At 52.8% G+C, this 18,095-nt stretch carries 18 protein-coding genes; 10 read left to right on the forward strand and 8 right to left on the reverse strand.

Annotated elements, in window-relative coordinates:
* Positions 1–95: 95 nt before the first annotated feature.
* From AB9F29_RS01185 to AB9F29_RS01200, 4 genes are read left to right on the forward strand one after another with little or no spacing between them, the layout of a single operon-like run.
* Positions 96–599 carry a YbjN domain-containing protein gene (locus AB9F29_RS01185; protein ID WP_335586103.1) on the forward strand — a complete coding sequence of 168 codons (504 nt, stop codon included), beginning with the start codon at positions 96–98 and terminating at the stop codon, positions 597–599.
* 32 nt (positions 600–631) lie between these two features.
* A complete protein-coding gene (gene proC, locus AB9F29_RS01190) occupies positions 632–1,438 on the forward strand; it encodes a pyrroline-5-carboxylate reductase (RefSeq protein ID WP_369754314.1) in 807 nt (268 codons plus the stop codon).
* Positions 1,435–1,776 carry a tRNA-binding protein gene (locus AB9F29_RS01195; RefSeq protein ID WP_039004376.1) on the forward strand — a complete coding sequence of 114 codons (342 nt, stop codon included), beginning with the start codon at positions 1,435–1,437 and terminating at the stop codon, positions 1,774–1,776. Before proC ends, AB9F29_RS01195 begins: the two co-directional genes overlap by 4 nt.
* A gap of 13 nt (positions 1,777–1,789) precedes the next feature.
* The gene (locus AB9F29_RS01200) at positions 1,790–2,746 is read left to right on the forward strand and encodes a 2-hydroxyacid dehydrogenase (RefSeq protein WP_369754315.1); all 957 of its coding nucleotides are present in this window, start codon (positions 1,790–1,792) and stop codon (positions 2,744–2,746) included.
* On the opposite strand, the gene AB9F29_RS01205 is transcribed toward AB9F29_RS01200, so the two are convergent.
* The 4 genes from AB9F29_RS01205 to AB9F29_RS01220 all read right to left on the reverse strand — a co-directional run bounded on the left by AB9F29_RS01205 (position 2,743) and on the right by AB9F29_RS01220 (position 9,329).
* Positions 2,743–3,354, reverse strand: coding sequence for a thymidine kinase (locus AB9F29_RS01205; protein ID WP_335586107.1), 612 nt, complete (start codon positions 3,352–3,354; stop codon positions 2,743–2,745). The genes AB9F29_RS01200 and AB9F29_RS01205 overlap by 4 nt on opposite strands.
* Before the next feature lie 59 nt (positions 3,355–3,413).
* A complete protein-coding gene (locus AB9F29_RS01210) occupies positions 3,414–4,535 on the reverse strand; it encodes a beta-ketoacyl-ACP synthase III (RefSeq protein WP_369754316.1) in 1,122 nt (373 codons plus the stop codon).
* A 117-nt stretch (positions 4,536–4,652) separates the two neighbouring features.
* Positions 4,653–7,922 (reverse strand): carbamoyl-phosphate synthase large subunit, encoded by a 3,270-nt coding sequence (carB, locus tag AB9F29_RS01215; RefSeq protein ID WP_369754317.1) that lies wholly within the window; start codon positions 7,920–7,922, stop codon positions 4,653–4,655.
* Between the two features lie 72 nt (positions 7,923–7,994).
* Positions 7,995–9,329, reverse strand: coding sequence for a glycosyltransferase family 87 protein (locus AB9F29_RS01220; RefSeq protein WP_369754318.1), 1,335 nt, complete (start codon positions 9,327–9,329; stop codon positions 7,995–7,997).
* A 248-nt stretch (positions 9,330–9,577) separates the two neighbouring features.
* Between AB9F29_RS01220 and aspS the strand changes: the two genes are divergently transcribed.
* From aspS to AB9F29_RS01235, 3 genes are all read left to right on the forward strand, one after another.
* Entirely contained in the window at positions 9,578–11,353 is a 1,776-nt protein-coding gene (gene aspS / locus AB9F29_RS01225) for an aspartate--tRNA ligase (protein ID WP_335586111.1), read from the forward strand.
* Positions 11,354–11,463: 110 nt separating this feature from the next.
* Positions 11,464–12,858: a DUF1800 family protein gene (locus AB9F29_RS01230; protein WP_369754319.1), complete on the forward strand. Its 1,395-nt coding sequence runs from the start codon at positions 11,464–11,466 to the stop codon at positions 12,856–12,858.
* Between the two features lie 4 nt (positions 12,859–12,862).
* Positions 12,863–14,083 carry a DUF1501 domain-containing protein gene (locus tag AB9F29_RS01235; protein WP_369754320.1) on the forward strand — a complete coding sequence of 407 codons (1,221 nt, stop codon included), beginning with the start codon at positions 12,863–12,865 and terminating at the stop codon, positions 14,081–14,083.
* Positions 14,084–14,086: 3 nt separating this feature from the next.
* Here AB9F29_RS01235 and AB9F29_RS01240 read toward each other — a convergent pair whose 3' ends face one another.
* Positions 14,087–14,266: a hypothetical protein gene (locus tag AB9F29_RS01240; protein WP_039004366.1), complete on the reverse strand. Its 180-nt coding sequence runs from the start codon at positions 14,264–14,266 to the stop codon at positions 14,087–14,089.
* Between the two features lie 184 nt (positions 14,267–14,450).
* On the opposite strand from AB9F29_RS01240, the gene AB9F29_RS01245 reads away from it, so the two are divergent.
* On the forward strand, positions 14,451–15,167 hold the full coding sequence (locus AB9F29_RS01245; protein WP_369754321.1) for a GNAT family N-acetyltransferase: 717 nt from the start codon (positions 14,451–14,453) through the stop codon (positions 15,165–15,167).
* Between the two features lie 4 nt (positions 15,168–15,171).
* Here the strand turns inward: AB9F29_RS01245 and AB9F29_RS01250 are convergent, their stop codons facing one another.
* Positions 15,172–15,888, reverse strand: a complete 717-nt coding sequence (locus AB9F29_RS01250) for a response regulator (RefSeq protein WP_335586380.1) — start codon at positions 15,886–15,888, stop codon at positions 15,172–15,174.
* 199 nt (positions 15,889–16,087) lie between these two features.
* On the opposite strand from AB9F29_RS01250, the gene mce reads away from it, so the two are divergent.
* The gene (gene mce / locus AB9F29_RS01255) at positions 16,088–16,492 is read left to right on the forward strand and encodes a methylmalonyl-CoA epimerase (RefSeq protein ID WP_369754322.1); all 405 of its coding nucleotides are present in this window, start codon (positions 16,088–16,090) and stop codon (positions 16,490–16,492) included.
* Complete coding sequence (locus tag AB9F29_RS01260; RefSeq protein ID WP_039004363.1) at positions 16,492–16,776, forward strand: DUF1467 family protein; 285 nt, start codon at positions 16,492–16,494, stop codon at positions 16,774–16,776. The genes mce and AB9F29_RS01260 overlap by 1 nt, the downstream gene beginning before the upstream one ends.
* Here the strand turns inward: AB9F29_RS01260 and AB9F29_RS01265 are convergent.
* Both AB9F29_RS01265 and AB9F29_RS01270 read right to left on the reverse strand, forming a co-directional pair.
* Positions 16,773–17,459, reverse strand: coding sequence for an EI24 domain-containing protein (locus AB9F29_RS01265; RefSeq protein WP_369754323.1), 687 nt, complete (start codon positions 17,457–17,459; stop codon positions 16,773–16,775). The two genes, AB9F29_RS01260 and AB9F29_RS01265, sit on opposite strands and share 4 nt — an antisense overlap.
* Positions 17,456–18,034 (reverse strand): nitroreductase, encoded by a 579-nt coding sequence (locus AB9F29_RS01270; protein ID WP_369754324.1) that lies wholly within the window; start codon positions 18,032–18,034, stop codon positions 17,456–17,458. Before AB9F29_RS01270 ends, AB9F29_RS01265 begins: the two co-directional genes overlap by 4 nt.
* Between the last annotated feature and the right edge of the window lie 61 nt (positions 18,035–18,095).

An 18,095-nucleotide genomic window follows, 5' to 3' on the forward strand; every position in this document is an offset into this window, starting at 1 on the left:
TATTTTGTGTAATCAATCGATGATCTGCCTTTAATTGGTGTGATCCCCTAAGTTCTTGTGGGTCTTTCTACAAGAAACAACACCTGAGGCCGAGCATGTCCCTATCTGAACAATTTTATCTAGAAGACGATGCGCACCCGATTGATATGGTTGAATCGCTGGCCCAGCATCATGCATGGGAGTTCGAACGGGTTGCGGATGATCAGATCGCGATGGCGGTTGAAGGACAATGGCGGACGTATTCGATAACGCTCGCGTGGTCTGCGCAAGACGAGACTTTGCGTTTGATTTGTACGTTTGAGATGGAGCCTCCTGCTGATAAGTTGCCGAAACTGTTCGAAACGCTCAACCTTGTGAATGACGCGTGTTGGACGGGGGCGTTTACGTATTGGCACGAACAACGCTTGATGGTCTATCGCTATGGATTGGTGCTGACTGGCGGCCAGCAGGCGGGGCCAGAACAGATCAACACGTTGATCAATGCGGCGGTTAGCTCCTCTGAGCGGTATTATCCCGCGTTCCAATTGTCGAACTGGGGCGATCAATCCCCCGAAGATGCGCTACAAGTTGCCATTGCAGAGGCCTACGGTCGCGCATAACCTTCGCTAAATCAAATTAGGGAATTGAGCGAATGGAAGATATTAGAGCGCGCGGACTTGTCCTTTTGGGCTGTGGTAAAATGGGGTCTGCTATGTTGGCAGGCTGGATCGCAAAAGGTCTTCCCGCAACGTCGGTCTGGATTCTTGATCCGTTTCCGTCGGATTGGCTGAAATCCCTCGGCGTTCACCTCAACGAAGATTTGCCCGCAAATCCTGCAATCGTAATTGTGGCCGTTAAGCCGCAAATGATGGACGAAGCTTTGCCAATTTTAATACCGCACGGCAATGGCGAGACACTGTTTTTGTCGGTTGTGGCGGGACGCCCAATCAAGAGTTTTGAAGCGGCGCTGGGCGCAAATACACCTGTGATCCGCTCCGTGCCCAATACACCCGCCGCCATATCGCACGGGATCACGGCGATTTTTGGCAACGATCATACCAGCCAAGCACAAATGCAACAGGCCGAGACTCTCTTGTCTGCGGTCGGGCAGGTGGTGCGCCTTGATAACGAAGGGCAATTAGATGCGGTGACAGCTGTTTCGGGGTCTGGTCCTGCCTATGTTTTCCACTTGATCGAAACACTGGCCGCAGCCGGAGAAGCGCAAGGTTTACCCGCCGATCTGGCCATGCAACTGGCTAAGGCAACAGTCGGTGGCGCGGGTCATCTGGCGGAAATGGCCGACGAAGATCCAACACAGTTGCGGATCAATGTCACGAGCCCTGCGGGAACCACTGCGGCGGCCCTTGCGGTTTTGATGGACCCAGAAACAGGTTTCCCGCCTCTGTTGCTGCGCGCCGTAAAAGCCGCAACAGAGCGGTCCCGTGAGTTGGCTAAATGAGCGAGGTAATCGACTTTGACGCCTTCCTAAAGGTGGATATCCGCAAAGGGACAGTGGTGCGGGCCGAACCATATCCCGAGGCCCGCAAACCAGCGATCAAGCTTTGGATCGATTTTGGCGGCGACATTGGCATCAAAAAAACCTCCGCTCAAATCACTAAGCACTACACGCCCGAAAAATTGGTCGACACCCAAGTCCTAGCCGTTGTCAATTTTCCGCCCCGTCAAGTTGGCAAATTTATGTCGGAGGTTCTGGTGCTGGGCCTGGGTGACAAGAACGACGATATTGTCCTTATTCGGCCGGAAATTACCGTTCCGAATGGGGCTAGAATGCACTAAACGCTGAGGCTTCATGCAAAAAATCCTGATTACCCGAACACTACCTGACCGCGTTCTTGACGCTGCAAAAGCGCGATTTGACGTTACATTGCGCGAGATGGACTTCCCAATGACCGTGGCCGAGGCCGCGCAGGCGCTCAGTGATTACGACGGGATTTTACCGACATTGGGAGACGGGTTTTCGGCCGATTGCTTTGCGCTCACTCCTGCGCCGCGGTGCAAAATCCTTGCGAATTTCGGTGTGGGTTATAACCACATCGATGTGGGTGCGGCGGCCAAGGTCGGCGTTTTGGTGAGCAACACCCCGGGGGCGGTCACCGATGCGACTGCAGACATCGCTATGACCCTACTTTTGATGGCGGCACGACGCGCAGGCGAGGGCGAGCGGATGCTGCGCGCGGGCGAATGGCAAGGCTGGGGACCAGTCCAAAATCTGGGAACCCATGTGACGGGAAAAACCGTGGCGATTCTTGGGATGGGACGGATTGGCAAAGCTATCGCCCGTCGCTGCCACTTTGGTTTTGAGATGGAAGTCGTGTTTTTTAATCGATCGGCCGTAGATAATATCGGCCTCCCAGCCGTTCAAAAGCCAACGATTGAAGAGGCGGTTTCCGGTGCAGATTTCGTGATCACGGCCGTTCCAGGGTCACCGGAAACGTATCATTTTATTGATGAGGATATCTTTGCGGCGATGAAGTCCTCGGCCATTTTCGTGAATATTTCGCGTGGCGATGTTGTTGATGAGGCGGCCCTTATTGCAGCCCTTCAAAATGGCGAAATCGCGGGGGCTGGGCTCGATGTTTATGAACAGGAACCTTTTGTGCCAGAAGCTCTGAGGGCGCTCGATAACGCGACGCTCTTGCCGCATTTAGGGACCGCCGCTTTGGAAGTTCGCGAGGCAATGGGTATGATGGCGTTCGAAAACCTATGCGCGGTCGCCGACGGAAACGCTCCGCCAAACAAAGTCTAAGCGACTGATTTTACGTGTTTTCGCGAGATGTCTTCGCCCATGGCCGCTCGCCAGTGACGGCGGCATAGGGACACGTAGGTTTCGTTGCCACCAATCTGAACTTGGGCGCCTTCCTTGAGCACATTCCCCTGATCATCTTGGCGGATAACCATGGTTGCCTTTTTACCGCAATAACAGATGGTACGTGCTTCGCGCATTTCGTCCGCGAGAGCCAAGAGCGCCGCCGATCCGGGGAACAGTTCGCCTTGAAAATCGACACGCAGACCGTAACACATAATCGGAATTCGCAAGTCATCAACGGCACGGGCCAATTGCCAGACTTGTTCTTTCTCTAGGAATTGCGACTCGTCGATAAACACACAGGCACAGGGGTCGCTTAGCATACGCGCTTGAATTTTCGCAAAGAGATCTTCGCCTGTCTCAAACGTATCCGCATCTTCACCAATGCCAATTCGCGAGGCAATGCGCCCTTCGCCCGCGCGCTTGTCAAACCGCGCAGTCAGCAGATAGGTGTCCATGCCGCGCTCGCGATAATTATGCGCAGCCTGCAGCAGGATCGTCGATTTCCCAGCGTTCATGGTGGAAAAGTGAAAATAGAGTTTTGCCATGGGCGGAAACTATATTGCCGCCCGATTAGGATCAAGTATTAGACCGTTGAAAATGCGATTTAAGCGCGTTCCAAAATGACGGATCCCACGGAATATCCCGCGCCAAACGAGCAGATTATGCCCTTGTCGCCGACCGCCAAGTCGTCTGAGTTTTGGCTAAAAGCAATGATCGACCCCGCCGAAGACGTGTTTGCATAGTCTTGCAGAATATTTGGCTGCTCACTTGCTTCGGGGGTACGCCCAAGCACCTTTTTGCCAATGAAATCGTTCATGGCTTTGTTGGCCTGATGCAGCCACATACGCTTTAGGTCGCTAACGTCGATATTTTTGTCCGCTAGGTGGGTCGACATATGTTCGGAGACCATCGGCAGAACTTCCTTAAACACTTTCCGCCCGTTTTGCATGAACTGCATGTCGCGCCGATCCGCAACGCCATCAGGGCGGGAACGGCGCAAAAAGCCATTATTATTCCGAATATTATTGGAGAATTGAGTGGCGCAGCGCGTCGAGAGGATTTTGAAATGCGGCCCCGTTGCCAATTCTTCGCGCTCTAATAATGTTGCCGTTGCAACGTCGCCAAAAATGAAATGACAATCGCGGTCCCGCCACTCAAGGTGACCTGAACAGATTTCAGGATTTACAACAAGGATCGCGCGGGCCGAGCCAGAGCGGATCATATCTGCCGCTGCTTGAATGCCGAAGGTCGCGCTGGAGCAGGCGACATTCATATCAAAACCAAAGCCCTGAATTCCAAGAAGGTCTTGAATTTCAACGGCAATTGCGGGATAGGCGCGTTCCATATTTGACGCGGCACAAATAACGGCATCTACGTCCGCCGCCGTTTTCCCCGCTTGAGCGAGTGCTTTTTTACAAGCATCAACCGCCATTTCCGCCATGATTGCGGGCTCCTCGTCGGAGCGCTGACGAAGCGTGGGGTGCAGAATTTTGGGGTCCAAAACGCCCGTTTTATCCATGACAAAACGGTTTTCAATTCCCGAGGCCCTGACGATGAACTCGCTGCTTGAATGTGATTTGGCTTTGAGGGTCCCCGCTTCGATTTGCGCGGCGTTTTCAGCATTGAATAGGTCGACGTAAGCGTTAAACGCAACGACCAATTCATCGTTTGTTATGACGTTTTCAGGGGTGAAAACACCCGTTCCTGTAATCGCAACATTATACATAACGGCCCCTTATTTACAAAGAGAGTAGGCTGGATTTTGCGCCAGTGGTCAAGGGGCCGCGAGGGCCGCCACACATCCGAGCCCTTGCGGGCTCAGATGTTCAATGGCGAAAACGGCTTATCGCTCTTGCAAGGAACGCACTTCAAGTTCCCCGTCGCGGCGGCTTTGCATCGCAAATGTCACAGCATGGGCGGCTGCGGCTGTGGTGAAGTACGGGATTTTGTCATAGAGCGCCACTGACCGAATTTCACGAGAGTCTTCAACCGCTTGCGTGCCTTCGGTGGTGTTCATGACCAGAGAGATTTCGCCGTCTTTCATGCTGTCCACAATGTTGGGACGGCCTTCGTAGACTTTGTTCGTCAGCTCAAACGGGACGTTGTTTTCCGCCAACCAAGCGCCCGTGCCACGGGTTGCGACAATTTCAAAACCCATTTCGACGAGGGCCACGCAGGCCTCCAGCATCATGTTGGTTTTGTCCATGTCTTTGATCGAAAGGAACACGCGACCTTCGGTTGGCAATTCAACGCCTGCGCCCATTTGCGCCTTAAGGAACGCGCGGTGGAAACTAGCGTCCGAGCCCATAACTTCGCCAGTCGAGCGCATTTCTGGTCCAAGGATCGTATCGACACCCGGGAACCGCGCGAATGGAAGAACAGCTTCTTTTACGGCGAAGGTTTTGATGTTTGGATCAACTAAGTCAAACGCTGACAGCTTCTCGCCTGCCATAACACGCGCGGCGATTGCGGCGATTGGGCTGTTCACGGCCTTGGCCACGAAGGGCACCGTGCGCGAGGCACGGGGATTTACTTCGATCAAGTAGATGTCCCCGTCTTTTTCGGCGAACTGAATGTTCATCAAGCCAACAACGTTCAGCGCAAGCGCCAATTGGCGTGTTTGCACCGCGAGGGTCGCCATTGTTTCTTTGGAGAGCGAGTAGGGGGGGAGCGAGCACGCGCTGTCGCCAGAGTGTACCCCAGCTTCTTCGATGTGCTGCATGATACCCGCGATATGAACATCGGTTCCATCGCAAATCGCATCGACATCGATTTCAATCGCGCCCGAAAGATAGCTGTCGAGCAGGACGGGGCTGTCACCGGACACAACCACCGCTTCCGATATATACCGCTCAAGTTGCGCCATATCCCGCACGATTTCCATGGCCCGGCCGCCCAAAACATAGGAGGGGCGAATGACCAATGGAAAGCCGATTTTAGCCGCGATCATAATCGCCTCTGCATCCGTCGAGGCAATGCCATTGTTGGGTTGAAGTAAGCCAAGACGGGTCACAAGCGCTTGGAAACGTTCGCGATCTTCGGCGAGGTCGATTGCGTCGGGGGATGTCCCCAGAATAGGGATCCCTTCGGCTTCAAGGGCGTTGGCAAGCTTGAGCGGAGTCTGGCCACCAAATTGTACGATCACGCCATGCAGGGTGCCGTTCTCCTGCTCAACCCGCAGGATTTCCATCACGTGTTCAAACGTCAAAGGCTCAAAATACAGGCGATCCGAAGTGTCGTAATCTGTTGAAACTGTTTCAGGATTACAGTTTATCATGATCGTCTCGTAGCCCTGTTCGGTAAGGGCATAACAGGCGTGACAACAGCAATAATCGAACTCGATCCCTTGGCCGATCCGGTTGGGACCACCGCCGAGAATGACGACTTTTTTCTTGTCACTTGGACGCGCTTCGCACTCGACGTCGCCCATCGCGGGCGCTTCGTAGGTGGAGTACATATAAGGGGTCTGTGCTTCAAATTCGGCGGCACAGGTGTCGATGCGTTTGAAAACAGCCGTTACACCCAAGTTAATCCGTGCGCGGCGAACATTTGCTTCATCGCGGCCCGTAAGAGTCGCGAGGCGTGCATCCGTGAAGCCCATCATTTTCAGGCGGCGCAAGCCCTTCTCGGTGACGGGCAAGCCGCCAGCGCGCACCTCTGCTTCGACATCCACGATTTCGCGGATCCGTGCGAGGAACCACGGATCAAACATTGTGATTTCGTGGATTTCTTCATCCGACAGGCCGTGGCGCATGGCTTGTGCGATCGTCCGCATACGGTCTGGTGTTTGTTTGCCGATAGCTTTGATGACAGCGGATTTTTCGGGTGCGCCTTCGATGATGATTTCGTCAAAACCGGTGAGGTCATTTTCCATGCTCGCGAGCGCTTTTTGCAAGCTTTCGTGGATGGTACGACCCACGGCCATAACCTCGCCGACGGATTTCATCGCAGTGGTCAGGTAAGGTTCAGCACCGGGGAATTTTTCAAAGGCGAAGCGCGGGATTTTTGTGACAACATAGTCGATCGTTGGCTCAAAACTCGCAGGGGTCACGCCGGTGATGTCGTTGTCGAGTTCATCCAATGTGAAGCCCACGGCAAGTTTGGCCGCGATCTTCGCGATCGGGAAACCTGTTGCTTTGGAGGCAAGGGCGGAGGAGCGCGACACGCGGGGGTTCATCTCGATCACGACCATACGACCGTCGGCGGGGTTTACAGCCCACTGAACGTTCGAGCCGCCCGTTTCCACGCCGATTTCGCGCAGAACGTTGATCGAGTGCGTCCGCATTATTTGGTATTCTTTGTCCGTCAACGTGAGGGCAGGGGCCACAGTGATGGAATCACCTGTGTGCACCCCCATTGGGTCGACGTTCTCAATGGCGCAAACGATGATGGCGTTGTCGGCGGTGTCGCGCACAACTTCCATCTCAAACTCTTTCCAACCCAGAAGCGACTCATCCACGAGGATTTGGTTCACGGGCGAGGCGTCCATGCCGGTACGGCAGAAATGTTCAAAATCTTCACGGTTGTACGCTACGCCGCCGCCTGTACCACCAAGGGTAAATGCGGGGCGGATGATGGCGGGCAGGCCGATGTCTTCGAGACATTCAAGCGCGATGCGCACGCCTTCGTTGAGGTCGGCTTTGCCGTTGGGTAGCTTTGGCGCGGTTACGATGGTTGCACGTGGGTTTTCAATGCCCAAACGATCCATGGCTTCGCGGAACAATTTGCGATCCTCGGCCATTTCGATGGCTTCGCGTTTGGCTCCGATCATTTCGACGTTGAATTTCTTTAGAACGCCCATTTCCTCAAGCGCGAGCGAGGTGTTGAGGCCCGTTTGACCGCCCATTGTGGGCAGGAGCGCATCGGGGCGCTCTTTTTCGATGATTTTGGCAACAATTTCGGGGGTGATAGGCTCAATATATGTGGCATCCGCGAGGGTCGGATCGGTCATGATCGTCGCTGGATTTGAGTTCACAAGGATGACGCGATAGCCCTCTTCGCGCAGCGCTTTACACGCCTGTGCACCAGAGTAGTCAAATTCGCAGGCTTGCCCAATAACGATAGGCCCCGCTCCAATGATCATGATGGATTTGATATCGGTTCTTTTTGGCATGGTGCGCCCCCAGACAGCAGGTTCAAGCAAATTGTCGTGGGTTATAGACATGGGGCGCGTGGGCGCAAGCCCTTAAGCGGGAATCGCGCTGTCTTTGGCGGAGGCTTTTTGGGTTAAGGCGACGGGGTGTCGATCTTTTGCCAAGAGATAGGCCCAAACCGCGCAATAGGTAGCTAAGCAACTAAAGCCAACCAATTGAGGGACGTTCATAGAATTCGATAGGCCCTCGTAGGTCGGCAACAACCCCATCGCCAAAGGAATAAAGCAAATCGCCAATGTGCGAAGTCCGACACGAAAACCCAAAAAGGCCAAAATCGCGGGGGCAAAGCTGGCGGCGGGCAAAAAATGATAGCCCCATGCGAGAGGGCTCATGAGGGATACAAGGGTCAACGCAAAAGGCCAAAGGGCGAGCGGATTACGATCTCGGGTTTTGTAGGCGACAAGCGCGAGGGTAATTGCTGACAACAGTATTACAAGTTGGCTCAAAATCATCCAGATTGCTGGTTTGGCCATCGCCAGTTGACCGATTTGAATTCCATTTAGAGCATCAGCATCGAGTTCGCTTGCCGCTGATGTGCTGAAAACGAGTTGTTCTTGGAAAAACACATTCGCGATAGAGGTCTCAAGCGCGTAGTTCGTTTTGTTTAAAAATACACCGTTTGAAATGACCCGAATTTGCTCAAGGAAGACCTCATGCAAGGGCCACCCAGAAATGAAAATCGACAAAAGGCCAATAGCACCGCCACCAATTATAAAGGACGCCGCCGCGCGATTCTTGCCCTGCGCAAGCCAGAAAATGGCAAAGAAAACGGGGTATAGCTTAATCGCTGCCGCCAAGCCCATGGCGAAACCGCCGATAATAGGCGCGTTCGCCCGTTCACGTTCAAGACCAAGGAGTATGAGAAAACTGACAAGGATTTGGACTTGGTTCTGAAAAAGCCCGATTGTTCCAAGGGTCGTTGTCATCAAAATAATCATCACGAGCGCCACGTAAACGGGTGCGCGGATTCCCTTCATTCCGGCCAAACAACAAAAACGCCACGCCAAGAATGCCATCCCCCCCATCAGGATCGGATTTATGACGCCCGCAATGGTGGATAACGTGTGAAACGTCGTGAGTGTTGTCAGTTTGGCGAATAATGCCGCCCAAATGGGGGGGTAAATATAAGAGTAAACTGGCGTCGTTTGGCCCTGTGCCGCAATATGAGCGATCCACTCAGGCGAAGGCTTGCTGGTGAAGTATTCGGTGTCTGGGGGGTAGATTTGGTCGAATGCGCCCGCTTGGTAAAACTCTCCGGCCACCCAAAGCGCTTGAAAATCGGCGGCGACATCTGGATTAAACGTCGTGACGGATATGATCGTGGCAATAGAAATCACCAACACGACCCATAAAAAATCGGATTTCATACCCACTACTCCTGCTCGCACGCGCCATTTTTTTGGGCCCAAATAGGATAATGTCCCCGTGGCTTTTGCGGATCACGATAGGTCGCGCGCCCAGTTAAGACCATGTATTCAGGTTGATGGCGGGTTAAAACGGGCAACTGTGTGATGTTTGCACCTTAATCCCGTGCGCTTCTATTGACTTTTCCACCCTAAAACGGTGTATCGGCATTCGAACCACTTCACTTCGTCGTCTTTCAAAGGAAAACGCCATGCACGCCTATCGCAGCCATACTTGCGCCGTTCTAACCAGCGCCAATGTAGGAGACACTGTTCGTCTCTCTGGCTGGGTACATCGCGTGCGAGATCACGGTGGCCTTTTGTTTATCGACTTGCGCGATCACTATGGCATCACTCAGGTTATCGCCGACCCCGACAGCCCCGTTTTTGCTGCCCTCGAAAAAGTGCGCTCTGAATGGTGTATTCGCATTGATGGTACCGTTATGGCGCGCGACGCGGGCCTTGTGAATAAAGCTATTCCGACGGGCGAAATCGAAGTTTTTGTACGTGATCTTGAAGTTTTGGGCCAGTCCGAGGAACTTCCGCTGATGGTCTTTGGCGATCAAGAATATCCCGAAGAAACGCGCCTGAAATATCGCTACCTCGATCTGCGTCGCGAAAAGCTTCAAAAGAACATGAAGTTGCGCTCTGATGTTGTGGCTTCCATGCGCCGTCGTATGTGGGATGGCGGCTTTCGCGAATATCAAACCCCGATCATCACAGCCTCAAGCCCTGAAGGTGCGCGCGACTTCCTTGTGCCGTCGCGTCAACATCCCGGAAAATTCTACGCGCTGCCACAGGCTCCGCAGCAATTCAAACAGCTGATTATGGTCTCGGGTTTCGACAAGTATTTCCAAATCGCGCCTTGTTTCCGCGACGAAGATCCACGCGCCGATCGCTCACCCACCGATTTCTACCAACTCGATCTCGAGATGTCTTTCGTGAGCCAGCAAGACGTGTTTGACACAATCCAGCCCGTCCTCACGGGTATTTTTGAGGAGTTCGGCGGCGACAAAAAAGTCGACCAAACGTGGGAGCAAATCTCCTATCGCGACGCAGCGCTTTGGTATGGCTCCGACAAGCCCGACTTACGTAACCCGATTAAAATGCAGGTTGTGTCCGAGCATTTCCGCGGTTCTGGTTTTGCGATCTTTGCTAAAATGCTGGAAAACGAGGGCACCGAAGTGCGCGCCATTCCTGCACCTAAAGGTGGCTCGCGCAAATTCTGTGACCGTATGAACAGCTTCGCTCAGGCTGAAGGTCTTCCGGGCATGGGCTATATTTTCTGGCGTGATCAGGGTGAAGGCCTTGAAGCGGCAGGCCCCTTGGCCAAAAACATCGGCCCAGAACGTACAGAGGCAATCCGCCAGCAACTTGGCCTTGGCCTTGGCGACGCGGCCTTTTTCCTCGCGGGCAAACCAAAAGCGTTCGAAGCTGTTGCTGGCCGTGCGCGCAACGTGATTGGGGAAGAACTCAAACTCACAGACCCAAACCGGTTTGCCTTTGCGTGGATCGTCGATTTCCCAATCTACGAAGCCGACGAAGAAACCGGAAAAATCGATTTTGAACACAACCCGTTCTCGATGCCACAAGGCGGTATGGACGCGCTAAATGGCAATCCTCTAGAGGTCTTGGGCTTCCAATATGACCTTGCCTGTAACGGCTATGAGCTCCTATCCGGCGCGATCCGGAACCACCGTCCTGAGATCATGTACAAAGCGTTTGAAATCGCGGGGTATGGCGCCGAAGAAGTTAATAAACGCTTTGGCGGCATGGTCAGCGCGTTCAAATATGGCGCTCCTCCCCACGGTGGTTGCGCCGCAGGGATCGACCGGATCGTGATGTTGTTGGCCGAAGAAGCCAACATTCGCGAAGTCATCATGTTCCCAATGAATCAACGTGCCGAAGATGTGATGATGAGCGCCCCGAGCGAACCCATGAGTGAACAGCTTATGGAGCTTGGTTTGCGCGTTATTCCACAGGACTAAATCTGAAACCCTCCGCCTGTTCTATGAATGGGCGGAGGATTCCAAAGAGGATGGCATCACGGCAATTGTTGGTGTTATCCTAAGGTATCGCGCAATCGGGATGCCCTAAAATGGCCTTTGATCCGGAAATAGCTGCCATTCGGTTTGGCACCGGACTTTCCCCTCGGTTTGTACCACCACACTCCCTTGACGCCGTTTTTGCTGAACTTACTGGGCCAGATGTGTTGGCAAAGCAATTTCCCATCGCATCGTTTGAGAGCCAAAGAGCCATGATCCTTGATCTGAAAAGGCTCAGCAAACTCAAAAAGAAAAACCGAGGCACGGAGCTTGAAAAAGAGGCGCAAGCACAATTTTCCAAGCGGCGTAAGTCTATGGCGCGCGCTAACACTCATTGGTTTAATGCGAGTCTCGCGCGCTATATAGCGTCCCCACATGGGTTTCGCGAACGTTTGGTGCGGTTTTGGGCGGATCACTTCACCGTAGTTGGGAACGACCGATACTACCGACATTTAGTGACACCATTTGTTGAGGATGCCATTCGGCCGAATATTAACGGTCGCTTTTCCGATCTCCTGATCGCATCTTCTCTGCACCCCCTCATGTTGCACTATCTTGATCAAAATCAATCTATTGGACCAAACAGTTACGTGTCGCGCAAACGTAAAAACGTGGGACTTAACGAGAATTTGGCCCGAGAAATTCTTGAACTTCATACATTGGGCGTCGGTGGGGGGTATTCGCAAAAAGATGTGCGGCAATTCGCGGAACTTTTGGCGGGAACGGGCTTTACCTTTGCGGATGGGATGAAATTTGCTCCCCAACGTGCAGAGCCAGGAACCGAAGAAATTCTTGGGAAAACCTACAGCGGGCCTCGCGCGAGTCTTAAATCCATTCATCACGCCCTCGAAGATTTTGCCCGACGGCCCGAAACGGCATCACATCTTGCGCAAAAAATGGCGGTGCATTTCGTGTCGGATACCCCCGATCCTGCACTTGTTGGCGATATCCGAGACGCCTATCTGGCGTCGGATGGCGAATTGCTCGCCTGTTATCAAGCTATGTTGTCCCATCCCGCAGCGTGGGGAAAAAAATTCACCAAGGCAATGCAACCGTTTGATTTTGTTGCGACATCGTTGCGTGCGCTGGATGTCGATGTGAAGGTTATAACGAGGTTAAACAATAGGCTCACGAATTTGTCTTTTCAAAGTCCGCTCTCACTTATGGGGCAACCTTGGGAACGGCCCAATGGCCCCGACGGGTGGCCCGAAAATGCCGAACAATGGTTTACGCCTCAAGGTTTGGCGGCACGCATTCAATGGGCGATGATGGTACCTCAGGCATTTGCGGGGTCGCTTGCAAACAGCGAGATTACTCCACTTCAAGTAGCGCAAAATGCGCTTGGTGACCGACTCACGCCTACCGTACAATTTGTTGCAAATTCTGCCGAAACCAAATGGGAGGGGATTGGACTCGTCCTTGCCTCGCCTGACTTTCAGCGGAGATAGAAATATGTCAGCTAAGGACTTCACGCGACGCAAATTTCTGGTTCAGTCTTCATTTCTGGGATGCTCTCTTGCTGCCAGTCCTCTGATTACGCCAATTTCCCTCGCTTCGACTCCGAGTGATCATCGGCTGGTTGTCATTATTTTGAGGGGCGGTCTGGACGGTCTGGATGTGGTTGGTCCTTTTGAAAATAAAGAGTATTCTACACTTCGTCCGTCTCTATTGCCGCAACCCAGCTCCGCGATCCCGTTAGGCGGTATGTTTTTCATGCATCCCGACCTCTTGGCGCTGCACCCTCTATGGGAGGCAGGAGAACTCGGTTTCGCACATGCTGTTTCCACACCTTACCGAGATAAGCGAAGCCATTTTGACGGGCAGGATATTTTGGAAGCAGGGATGGTGAATTCTGATGGCCAAATGTTTCGCGATGGCTGGCTCAACCGCCTGCTTCAACACATGCCAAAATCACACGCACAAACGGCTTTTACTGTTGGACGCTATGAAATGCTTTTGGCCAAAGGGGAGGCCGAGATTTCGAATTGGGCGCCTGATACTCGATTGGATTTGACCGAGCAGGCGAAACGATTGTTGGAAATCTCTTATCAAAACGACCCGTTGTTTCGCAATAATTTGGCCGAAGCGATCGCGTTGACTTCGCCTATGGCGGCGATATCCGAAAGCCTAGACCCTTTGGAAGCCATGCAGAAGGTGGCAAAGGAAGCTCGCAACCTAAGTGGATATGAAAACATTGCCGCGTTTGCGGCCGCACGTTTGCTAGAGGAAACGCGGATCGCGTCTTTTTCGATCAATGGGTGGGATACGCACCGCAATCAAAGAGGCGCTCTGAAGCGCGCGCTTAGAAATCTGTCGGATGTTATTTTGCGGTTAAAGAATGATTTAGGACCCATTTGGGAAAAGACGGCGATTGTCGCAATGACAGAATTTGGGAGAACTGCCCACGAAAACGGGACCAAGGGAACGGACCACGGGACCGGAGGTTTGTCCATTCTGGTGGGTGGTGCCCTGAATGGTAAGCAAGTGTACGGGGATTGGCCGGGTTTGCGGGAACAAGATTTATACCAAGGGCGTGATTTGAATCCGACGCAAGATGTGCGTGCTTATGCGGCGATGGCTATTCGGGGAATGTTTGGAACAAACGTCGAAACGCTTGAAAAACACGTTTTCCCTGGGCTAGACCTTAGCGGTGCAACCCAGATAATTCGGTAATCCTTACAAACTGGCGAGTGTTTCACCGTTCAAATGGGCACCTGCATTTTGGGTCTCGCCATCCCCCATGATTGTCATGGCTATCGCAAATACAAGACTGACCATCCCACCTGCAAACACGCTCCAATCAAAGGCTTTGACAACCTTTGGATTGCTAAAAGCATTCTGGGTATACTCAATCATGATGTTTTCCTAAATTTCCCGACTTACCTCAAAATCGCGTTGGAATGCGGCAGCAGTGGGGCAAAATCGGGTAATTACTGCGATAGATTGCGATGAGAATAAGGTGTTTTGGGTAGAAGAGACGCGCTGGACAGTCGTTGGATTATTGTCAATTGTGGCGAAAACGAAAGAAGGGCCGATAGCGATGACGGAAAATAAGAGGTTTGGTGAAGTTGTCGGCGGCTGGACGGTTCCTCCACGTCCCGAACCGTTTGAAATGAAGGGTGATTTTGTTGCGCTAGAGCGGCTTAATGCCGATCTCCATGCCGCGGACCTTCATGGGGCGAACTCGGTGGACGACGCTCTTTGGGACTATTTACCGTATGGGCCATTTCCTTCCGCCGCTGATTATCTGCGTTGGGCCCGAAGCGTTGAAGAAAAAGATGACCCATACTTTTATGCAGTGCGAGACCTCAAGAATGGTCACGTTTGCGGTGTTTTGAGCTTTATGCGGATTTCGCCAGAGGCTGGCGGAATCGAGATTGGGCATATTAATTTTGCGCCCGAACTCCAAAAAACACGTGCGGCCACTGAAGCTTTTTACTTGGCCATGGAGTGGGCCTTTGAGGCGGGGTACCGTCGTTTCGAATGGAAATGCGATGCCAACAACATACCTTCGCGCCGTGCGGCACAACGATTAGGCCTGAGCTATGAAGGCGTTTTTCGGCAAGCCGCGATCGTAAAAGGCAAAAATCGTGACACCGTCTGGTTTGCGGCAATCGATAAGGAATGGCCGGCTCTAAGAGAGGCGTACAAAACGTGGCTAGCTCCGCAGAACTTCAGCGAATCCGGTGCTCAAATTATAAGCCTTAAAGATCTTACAGGCATTGTGCGCGCGTCTTCCGACCCCGTTTTGAAATGAGGACTTAAATGGAGGTGCGTTCCTCTAGGCGTGCGCGTAGCATTGACGATATCCGCTCGACGTCTGTGCGCGTTGAGCGGCCTTGTGCGCGATCATGTGCCAAAGCATTTGCTGCTTCGATCAATTGACCGTCCTGCGCCGTTTGGGCGATTCCGGAAATGAAATGCGCCAGATAGTCCAGCGTGTCCCCATCGGTATTTTGGGCGAGGACCTCTTCTACGTGAGCGAAATCGTCGCGAAGAGCGAGTTTGTCTATGACAATCTGTTCGTTATTGAGGAGGCGCGGCCCAGGGGGGTGATCTTCGGTGGGCAAATGCGCTAGGATTGCATTCTGGAATTGCGCCAAATTGTTTACGGGTTTGGACAAAAAGCCCACCGCTCCAGCGGCAATTGCTTCCTCTTCCAAGCCTGAATCTCCTGAGGTCGCCAGAAGAACTGAAATTGGGGAAGCAGTCTGACTTAATTCAGCCAATAATTCTGCACCGGAGCCGTCAGGCAACCCCATATCAACGATAACAACTGTTGGATTGAAGACTTGAAGGTGCTTTCGCGCAGACCGCAGACAATCGGCGCGTCGAATTCGGGCGCCAGAACGCAAACACAACATGCGCATGGCTTCACTGGCGTACCGGCTATCTTCGACCACCAATACGGTAACTCCAAGTAAGGGGCGCGTGGGTGTTGGCGGTGGGCTGTTCATGAATTTACTAAGATCGTCCATTTCCTTTTCCATTCTAAGTTTGTCTGCGTGGTCTATGCAGAAAGAGCTGGGTGCAGAATCGTATTAAACAAGATTAAGGGATAACGACTCGTTAAAACGGCCGACCCTTTTGTCGCTTTTCTGTCGCACTTGCCCCTATCCCATTGCACGCGGAAGCGCCCTATAGGATAGTGAGACACCTTGAATATGGGAGAAACACATGATTGGTCGCTTAAACCACGTTGCGATTGCCGTGCCGGATTTGGACGCCGCTGTTGCACAATATCGCGACACACTCGGGGCGAGTGTTGGTGCGCCTCAGGACGAACCAGATCATGGGGTGACGGTTGTATTTATTGACCTGCCTAATACAAAAATAGAACTGTTGTTTCCCTTAGGCGAGGATAGTCCGATTAACGGTTTTCTGGCAAAAAATCCGTCCGGTGGGATTCACCATATCTGTTACGAAGTTGATGATATCCTGACCGCGCGCGACCATCTTTTGGCAAAAGGCGCACGTATTTTGGGAACGGGGGAGCCGAAGATCGGTGCGCATGGCAAGCCTGTGTTATTCCTGCATCCCAAGGATTTCAACGGCACCCTCATTGAATTGGAGCAAATATAATGGCCATTACTTCCGCAATCGTTCTTTATTCTGTCCTCTGGTTTATGACGCTTTTTGTTGTATTGCCCATTCGGCTTAAATCACAACAAGACATGGGCGAAGTTGTACCGGGCACGCCGTCGTCTGCGCCCGTGGATCCCCAGCTTAAAAAGCGGGCCATCATTGTGACCCTGATTACCACTGTACTTTGGGCGATCATTTTCACGATTATCGTGACAGACACAATTACCGTGCGCGATATTGATTGGATGAATCGCCTTCCCCCAGAGGTTCCTGCGTCTTAGGGCCTAAGGCGCTGAAACATGTGGGTGAATGTTGCTGCGGCAAGGACGGGTACAAACAGATTGACGAATGGGATGAGCAGGGGGAGAGCCATGAGCGCGCCTGCGATCCAGATTTCGCCTCGGTTTTTTGACATTAATGCACGGCCTTGAACACGGCCTAATCGGCGCATCGCTGCCATTTGGAAATACTCGCGGCCAAGTAAAAAACCGTTCAGTCCTAGGAACATTATGGGGGCGAGGGGGCCAAAAAACGGGAAGACGACAAGACCGACGATATTTAGTCCCACAATGAGACCAAGAAAATTGACCGTATCCACGACCGTATCACCGAACGGCATTTTGGGGGCGGGGGGGAGCTGCGGGTAGTGTTTGTCCTCCACGGCCTCGGCAACTTCATCCAGAAAAAAACCTGTGAAAGCGCTGGCGACGGGGATCATCAAAAACATCGAGAGCAGGATCATCAAAAGGATCGAGGCCCAGCTGAAAATACTTTTCAGAACCGTGATGTTCCCAATCCACGGCAAGGTCACAGACTCAGGAATGAACAAATTGATGCCCGTCACGAACACGACGTAAATACCAAACAGCAGCAGGAAGGAAAGGCCGACACCCTTCCAGAGGACGAGGCGAAAGCGGCGATCCGAAAGCTGTGCGAGGGACTTGAGAAAATCGCCAAAGATCATTCCGTCACCCAAGTGGTGATGGCCGCAAGATCAGGGCGCGGACGGTCCGGAGGCATAGATGTTTCGGTGCCTAGATGGATGAAGCCTGCAACGGTCTCTCCCTCTCCAAGCCCGAGCCCCTCTGTGAGGATTTCGGGGTCATAGGCCATCCAGCCCGTGAGCCAATTTGCACCCCAACCAGAGGCAAGGGCCGCGTTCACAAGAGCTAAACATACGGCACCCGCCGAATAGACCTGCTCCAAATATGGCACTTTTTCAGACGGTTTTGGCGAAGACACAACAGCAACGACAAGTCCCGCAGTGGCGAATTGAGCTTTTGATTTCGCTCGTTTTTCATCATCAAGTCCAAGGGCCGCCCCACGTTGATCGGTGAGTTCGGCAAGGCGAGGAAGCGCCGCGTCCGCGAGGACGATGAATCTCCAAGGTTCAAGCTTCCCGTGGTCCGGTGTGCGGGCGGCCGCCGTTAGGATTGGGTGCAAATCTTGTGCTGATGGGATGGGAAATGTGAGTGTCTTTGAAGGGCGGGAGCGCCGTGATAACAGGAATTCCATTGCGGCAGGATTTGGTTTGGGCATAAGTCCTCGTCGGTGTTTTCTAGCATGTCGGAGTTTAATCCTCAGCTTTCAAGGCGTAACA

Source organism: Falsihalocynthiibacter sp. S25ZX9, assembly GCF_041205405.1.
GTDB classification, from domain to species: domain Bacteria; phylum Pseudomonadota; class Alphaproteobacteria; order Rhodobacterales; family Rhodobacteraceae; genus Falsihalocynthiibacter; species Falsihalocynthiibacter arcticus.

Excerpts from the sequence above, each read along its gene's own strand:
- mce (WP_369754322.1), top strand. The coding sequence starts at position 16,088 with ATGATTGGTCGCTTAAACCACGTTGCGATTGCCGTGCCGGATTTGGAC.
- aspS (WP_335586111.1), top strand. The coding sequence starts at position 9,578 with ATGCACGCCTATCGCAGCCATACTTGCGCCGTTCTAACCAGCGCCAAT.
- AB9F29_RS01205 (WP_335586107.1), bottom strand. The coding sequence starts at position 3,354 with ATGGCAAAACTCTATTTTCACTTTTCCACCATGAACGCTGGGAAATCG.
- AB9F29_RS01185 (WP_335586103.1), top strand. The coding sequence starts at position 96 with ATGTCCCTATCTGAACAATTTTATCTAGAAGACGATGCGCACCCGATT.
- AB9F29_RS01240 (WP_039004366.1), bottom strand. The coding sequence starts at position 14,266 with ATGATTGAGTATACCCAGAATGCTTTTAGCAATCCAAAGGTTGTCAAA.
- proC (WP_369754314.1), top strand. The coding sequence starts at position 632 with ATGGAAGATATTAGAGCGCGCGGACTTGTCCTTTTGGGCTGTGGTAAA.
- AB9F29_RS01220 (WP_369754318.1), bottom strand. The coding sequence starts at position 9,329 with ATGAAATCCGATTTTTTATGGGTCGTGTTGGTGATTTCTATTGCCACG.
- AB9F29_RS01230 (WP_369754319.1), top strand. The coding sequence starts at position 11,464 with ATGGCCTTTGATCCGGAAATAGCTGCCATTCGGTTTGGCACCGGACTT.
- AB9F29_RS01235 (WP_369754320.1), top strand. The coding sequence starts at position 12,863 with ATGTCAGCTAAGGACTTCACGCGACGCAAATTTCTGGTTCAGTCTTCA.
- AB9F29_RS01270 (WP_369754324.1), bottom strand. The coding sequence starts at position 18,034 with ATGCCCAAACCAAATCCTGCCGCAATGGAATTCCTGTTATCACGGCGC.
- AB9F29_RS01245 (WP_369754321.1), top strand. The coding sequence starts at position 14,451 with ATGACGGAAAATAAGAGGTTTGGTGAAGTTGTCGGCGGCTGGACGGTT.
- AB9F29_RS01260 (WP_039004363.1), top strand. The coding sequence starts at position 16,492 with ATGGCCATTACTTCCGCAATCGTTCTTTATTCTGTCCTCTGGTTTATG.
- AB9F29_RS01195 (WP_039004376.1), top strand. The coding sequence starts at position 1,435 with ATGAGCGAGGTAATCGACTTTGACGCCTTCCTAAAGGTGGATATCCGC.
- AB9F29_RS01200 (WP_369754315.1), top strand. The coding sequence starts at position 1,790 with ATGCAAAAAATCCTGATTACCCGAACACTACCTGACCGCGTTCTTGAC.
- carB (WP_369754317.1), bottom strand. The coding sequence starts at position 7,922 with ATGCCAAAAAGAACCGATATCAAATCCATCATGATCATTGGAGCGGGG.
- AB9F29_RS01210 (WP_369754316.1), bottom strand. The coding sequence starts at position 4,535 with ATGTATAATGTTGCGATTACAGGAACGGGTGTTTTCACCCCTGAAAAC.
- AB9F29_RS01265 (WP_369754323.1), bottom strand. The coding sequence starts at position 17,459 with ATGATCTTTGGCGATTTTCTCAAGTCCCTCGCACAGCTTTCGGATCGC.
- AB9F29_RS01250 (WP_335586380.1), bottom strand. The coding sequence starts at position 15,888 with ATGGACGATCTTAGTAAATTCATGAACAGCCCACCGCCAACACCCACG.